4 protein-coding genes are annotated in these 5,390 nt (G+C 75.1%); 1 reads left to right on the top strand and 3 read right to left on the bottom strand.

The window, feature by feature from the left end; genetic code table 11:
• The coding region (locus AB8Z75_RS31750; RefSeq protein ID WP_369208076.1) for a protein kinase at positions 1-1,919 on the bottom strand (1,919 nt) is incomplete at its 3' end.
• 347 nt (positions 1,920-2,266) lie between these two features.
• Between AB8Z75_RS31750 and AB8Z75_RS31745 the strand changes: the two genes are divergently transcribed.
• The gene (locus AB8Z75_RS31745; RefSeq protein ID WP_369208074.1) at positions 2,267-2,761 is read left to right on the top strand and encodes a cupin domain-containing protein; all 495 of its coding nucleotides are present in this window, start codon (positions 2,267-2,269) and stop codon (positions 2,759-2,761) included.
• Positions 2,762-2,805: 44 nt separating this feature from the next.
• Here the strand turns inward: AB8Z75_RS31745 and AB8Z75_RS31740 are convergent, their stop codons facing one another.
• Both AB8Z75_RS31740 and ggt read right to left on the bottom strand, forming a co-directional pair.
• Positions 2,806-3,273, bottom strand: a complete 468-nt coding sequence (locus tag AB8Z75_RS31740) for a MarR family winged helix-turn-helix transcriptional regulator (RefSeq protein ID WP_369208072.1) — start codon at positions 3,271-3,273, stop codon at positions 2,806-2,808.
• 127 nt (positions 3,274-3,400) lie between these two features.
• Positions 3,401-5,203 carry a gamma-glutamyltransferase gene (ggt, locus tag AB8Z75_RS31735; protein ID WP_369208078.1) on the bottom strand — a complete coding sequence of 601 codons (1,803 nt, stop codon included), beginning with the start codon at positions 5,201-5,203 and terminating at the stop codon, positions 3,401-3,403.
• Positions 5,204-5,390: the final 187 nt, after the last annotated feature.

Below are 5,390 nucleotides of genomic sequence, written 5' to 3'. Positions count from 1 at the left end.
CTGATGTCCTCGGGTGACGGCTTCTCCTCGCCGGTGCCCCTCCCCTCCGCGCCCGGCGACGGTGTCGCCCCGGAACCGGCCCGCTTGCCGTCCTCGCCGCCCCCGTCGAGGACCCGCAACGCGACGAACGTCCCCGCCCCCGCGACGACCGCGAGGACGACACCGAGCGCGCCGAACAGCACGCCGCGCCCGCCCGAGCGCCGGGGCGCGACGGGCTCGCCGTACCCGGGATGCGGCGCCTGCGGCGCGTACGGGCCACCGCCGCGCTGGGCCCACTGGCCCGAGGGCGGTGTGCCCTGGAACGGCCCTGTGACGGTCATCATGCCGTGCATGCCGGGCACGCCGTTCTCCGGCGGACCACCGGGCGGCGCCGGCGCCGGCGGGCCCTGCCCCTGTGCTGGCGCGCCGCCGGTCGTCGACGCGTCGGCGGGGCCGGCGGCCCGCCCGCCGGCCCCGGCCGCGCCCGGCCCCGCGTCCGGGCCGGCCTCCGCGTCCTTCCCCGCCTCCACGGCCGCGCCCGATTCCGTGACCGAGCCCGATCCCGTAACCGGTACCGACACCGTGACCGAGCCCGACCCTGGCACGGAGCCCGATTCCGTGACGGAGCCCGATTCCATGACCGCATCCGACCCGGTGGCCGAGTCCGATCCGGTGACCGAGCCCGATCCCGTAACCCGGTCCGATCCCGTGGCCCGGCCCGACCCCGTAACCCGGTCCGACCCCGTGACGGAGCCCGATCCGGTGGCCGAGCCCGGGTCCGCGTCCGCCTTCGCGTCCGAGCCCGCGCCCGCGCCCGGCTTCGCGTCGGAACCCGCCGCCGACGCCGCCGAGTCCGACCCCGTGCCCGGCTGCGCGGCGGGGTCGGGGCCGCCTGCGGAGGGCGGCACCTCACAGGCGCCCGTGTCGCGGCCGGCGTCCCTGGCCGGTGCCGGCGGGGTCAGCGCCGGGGCCTCGGCGGCGCGGGCGGCGGCCACTCGCGCGCCAGGGGCCTCCATGTCGAGCAGTTGGGCCGCGTGGCGGCCGAGTTGGGCCACCAGGGTGGCCGGGAGCCAGGGTTCGGCGGTGTCGTGGCCACCGGCGCCCGGGCCCGGCTCGCCGTCCGGATCCGCGGTGCGCTCCAGGAGTTGGTCCGGTGTCGGGCGCTGGTCCGGCTCCTTGGCCAGGCACGCGGCCACCACCGCACGCAGCGGTTCCGGCACGCCTTCGAGGTCGGGCTCCTCCTGGGTGATGCGGTACATCTGGACGTGCCCGGCGACACCGGTGCCGCCGAACGGGGTGTGCCCTGTGGCGGCGAAGGCCAGCACCGAGCCGAGGGAGAAGATGTCGCTGGCCTCCGTCAGCCGGTCGCCGCGCACCTGTTCGGGGGACATGAAGCCGGGCGATCCCACGACGGCGCCGGTGCGGGTGAGGTGCGCGTCGGCGGTGACGGTCTCCAGCGCGCGGGCGATACCGAAGTCGATGACGCGGGGCCCGTCGATGGTGACCAGGATGTTGGAGGGCTTCACGTCGCGGTGGATCAGCCCGGCCTCGTGGACGGCGCCCAGGGCGCGGCAGAGGCGGTTGGCGAGAATGCGCAGGGTCCGCGCGGGCAGCGGCGTCGCGCGGCCCGCGACGGCCTCGGACAGCGTGATGCCCGGCAGGTAACCGGTGGCGACCCACGGCCTGTCGGCCCCCGTGTCCGCGTCCAGTACGGGCGCCGTCCACGCGCCGCCGACCCGGCGTGCCGCGCGGACCTCGTGCTCGAAGCGGTCCCGGAACTCCGCGTGCTCGGCGAGGTCACGCCGCACGAGCTTGACGGCGACGGTGCGCCCGAGCGGGGACTGGGCGAGGTAGACGCTGCCCATCCCGCCCTCACCGAGGAGACCCAGCAGGCGGTAGTCGCCGATGTGTTGAGGGTCATCCGCTCGCAAGGACCTCATGTTCTCTCCCCCCGGGCCCGTCGGCCGCCATGGCAGCCGTCTCCCCCGCCACACAACAGATGAAAGAGCGATCGTACGGCCTGTGGTCTGACGGCCCTCACGCGCGTGCCGGCCTGGCCGCGGCCCTCCCCGGTCGACGGGCGACCTCGCGAGTCAGCGCGACGTCCGACACCGTACGCCGCGCCGGACACGACGGGCTCAGCCAAGCCATCGGCCCCCGGCCCCCGACCCCCGGCCTCCGGCTGGACACCGCCGAGCGGGCAACGACCCGTCCGGCCGGGTTCGTGGACAATGCGGGGTGAGGAGGCGGCACCCCCGCCGCAACGCCGACGCTTCCGGAGGCCCGCATGTCGCTGATCGTGCCCGAGTTCGACGACACGGTCGTCGTCCGCGCCGCCGAGGCCGAGGTGCTGGGGCAGGCGCCGTCGGCCGTCACCCTGCTGGCCGACGCCGACCAGACCGGCGGCGCGCTCTCCACCCAGCGCGTCACCCTCTTCGACGGTGCGAACGGTGCCACGCCGCACCGGCACACCCGGTCCGCCGAGATGTTCTACGTGCTCGACGGCACCGCCCAGTTGCTGTCCGGCGACCAGGTCATGACCGCCGGGCGCGGGGACCTCGTCGTCGTGCCCCCGCACACGGCGCACGCGTTCGCCGCCGCACCCGGGCAGAACGCCGACCTTCTGATCGTCCTGGCCCCCGGTGTCGCGCGCTTCGACTACTTCCGGCACCTCACCCGCGTCGCCAAGGGCGAACTCCCCCCGGAGAGCCTGCTGGAGGTCCAGAACAGGTACGACAACCACTTCCTGCACAGCGCGGCGTGGGACAGCGCCCGCGGCTGAGGGCGTAGGGGCGGACGCCGGAGCGCGGCGTTCGCTTTGGCGGGTCAGTCGCCTTCCCGGCGGGCGGCGACTCCCTCCTGGACGGACGCCAGGAAGCGGCGTACGGCGGCCAGTTCGGCCTCCGACAGCCGCGCTGCCGCCTCGGCCACCTGCTCGTTCAGCGGGCCGAAGTACGTCTCACCCAGCGCGACCGCCCTCTCGTCCACCTCCAGCAGCACGCGCCGCCGGTCGCGCGGATCGCGGGTCCGGCGAACGTGGCCGAGGCGTTCGAGCCGGTCGACGAGTGAGGTCGTGCCCGCCGAGTTCAGGCCGAGCCGGGCGCCGAGGCTGCCGGGGGTGAGGGGCGTGCGGGCCCTGGCGGCATCCAGGAGGCAGACGAGAGCGCGCAGATCGGTGGGGTGGAGGCCGTTGCGGTGCGCGAACTTGGCGGCGGACACGTCGAGTTCGGCGGCGACGGCGCGCAACTGGTGCACGACGGCCAGGTCGGATGCGCTCGTGTCGGTGACGGTCACCCCTCCGACACTACCTCGCTCAGCGAGGGAAATCGGAGACGCCCGCGTGCGGCCGGGCGCGGCCCGCGGGGCCGCGCCCGGCCGCACTACTCACCCGGCGTGCCCGGTCCGACCGGCCGCCCGCGAGTCAGCCGCGGGTCGGGTGGACGACCCTCGCCGAGCCGCCGCCCCTGCGCTCCGTCTCGGCCGCCGCACGCCAGCGCCCGTCCCGAAGACGCTGCACGCCGGTGGCCGCACCGATCTCCGCCGTCTCCTCGAACGAGTGGCCCAGCTTCTCCAGTTGGCGCCGCACCTTGCTGTCCATCAGCGCGGGCTCGGCCTCCGTCTGCTCGGCGTTGCGCTGACTGGCGCGCGGCGCGGCGATCGCGTCGACCAGCGGCATGCCGCGGTCGAGGTGGTTGGTGAGCGTCTGCAGCACCGTGGTGATGATGGTCGCGCCGCCTGGCGATCCCAGCGCCAGTACCGGCTTGCCGTGCTTCAGCACGATCGTCGGCGACATCGAGGAGCGGGGCCGCTTGCCGGGACCCGGCAGGTTCGGGTCGTACACCCCGGGGGTGGCGGGTGTGAAGGAGAAGTCCGTCAGCTCGTTGTTCAGCAGGAAGCCGCGCCCCGGCACGGTGATGCCGCTGCCGCCGGTCTGCTCGATGGTCAGGGTGTAGGCCGCGACGTTGCCCCACTTGTCGGCGACCGTGAGGTGCGTGGTGTTCTCACCCTCGTACGTGGTGGGCGCCGCCTGGTCGGCGTCACCGCTCTCGCACGCGCGCGGGTGGCGCGGATCGCCCGGCGCGACCGGGCTGGTCAGCGCCTCGTCGTCGTCGATCAGGCACGCGCGGGAGTCCGCGAACTTCTGCGAGGTCAGCCCCTTGGTCGGCACGTCCTCCTGGGTGGGGTCGCCCACCCACCGGCCGCGGTCGGCGAACGCGATACGGCTCGCCTCCAGATACCGGTGCAGGTACTCCTTCTCGCTCAGGGAACCCAGGTCGCTCCGCTCCAGGATGTTCAGCGCCTCCGCGACGCTGGTGCCGCCCGAGGAGGACGGCGCCATCCCGTACACGTCCAGGCCCCGGTACGCGGTGCGGGTCGGCTTCTGCGACCGCGTCTCGTACGCCTTCAGGTCCTTCGTCCGCAGATCGCCAGGACGCACCTCGCGGTCCGCGCCCTCGGCCACCGGGGGCTTCCGCACGGTCTCCACGATGTCGCGCGCCAGCTTGCCGCGGTAGAGCGCCTTGGTGCCCTTGTGAGCCAGCAGGTCGTAGGTGCGGGCCAGGTCGCGGTTCTTCAGCGTCGAGCCGACCTTCGGCAACGCGCCGCCGGGCAGGAACAGTTCCGCCGTCGCCGGGAAGTCGCGGAAGCGGTCCTCGTTGTCGGCCGTCTGCGCGCGGAAGGTCTCATCGACGGTGAAGCCCTCGCGGGCCAGCCTGGTCGCCGGCTTCAGCACCTTCGCCAGTGACTTGGAGCCGTACGCGTCCAGGGCCTTCTCCCAGGTGGCCGCCGTGCCCGGCGTGCCGACGCTCAGGCCGCTCGTCACCGCCTCGTCGAAGGGGATGGCCTTGCCGTCCTCGGTGAACAGGTCCTTGCCGGCGCTCAGCGGAGCCTTCTCGCGGCCGTCGATGGTGTGCACCTTGCCGGAGTGCGCGTCGTAGTACACGAAGTACCCGCCGCCGCCGACCCCCGCCGAGTACGGCTCCGTCACACCGAGGGCCGCGGCGGTCGCCACCGCCGCGTCCGCGGCCGTGCCCCCGTGCTTGAGCACCTCGATGCCCGCCGCCGAGGCGTCCGCGTCGACGCTGGAGACGGCACCGCCGTAGCCCGTGGCGACGGGGCTTTTGGCGGGGGTGCCGGATTTGGCGCCGCCCGCCGCGTCCGCGCCGCCCGCCGGGCCGGGGGCCGCTCCCGTCAGGCCGGCCACCACGGCGGCGACCGCCAGCAGGCCGACCCCACGCCGGGCGGCCTTCGCCCTCGGGACGGCCTTCGTCCTCGGGGCGGCCTTCGCCCTCGGCCCGGCCACCGCTGACGCACGTCTCCGCCTCGGACCGCCGAACGCCCGCCTGGTGCCGCCGCCGGGCGTCCCGCCGTCGCGGCGGGAGGGGGAAGGGTCCTGGTGGTGGGGCGGAGAG

Source organism: Streptomyces sp. PU-14G (genome assembly GCF_041028275.1).
In the GTDB taxonomy this organism is placed as follows: Bacteria; Actinomycetota; Actinomycetes; order Streptomycetales; family Streptomycetaceae; genus Streptomyces.
Note: the sequence above shows the minus strand (reverse complement) of the source record. Positions and strands in the feature narration are given on the sequence as shown.

Excerpts from the sequence above, each read along its gene's own strand:
- AB8Z75_RS31745 (WP_369208074.1), top strand. The coding sequence starts at position 2,267 with ATGTCGCTGATCGTGCCCGAGTTCGACGACACGGTCGTCGTCCGCGCC.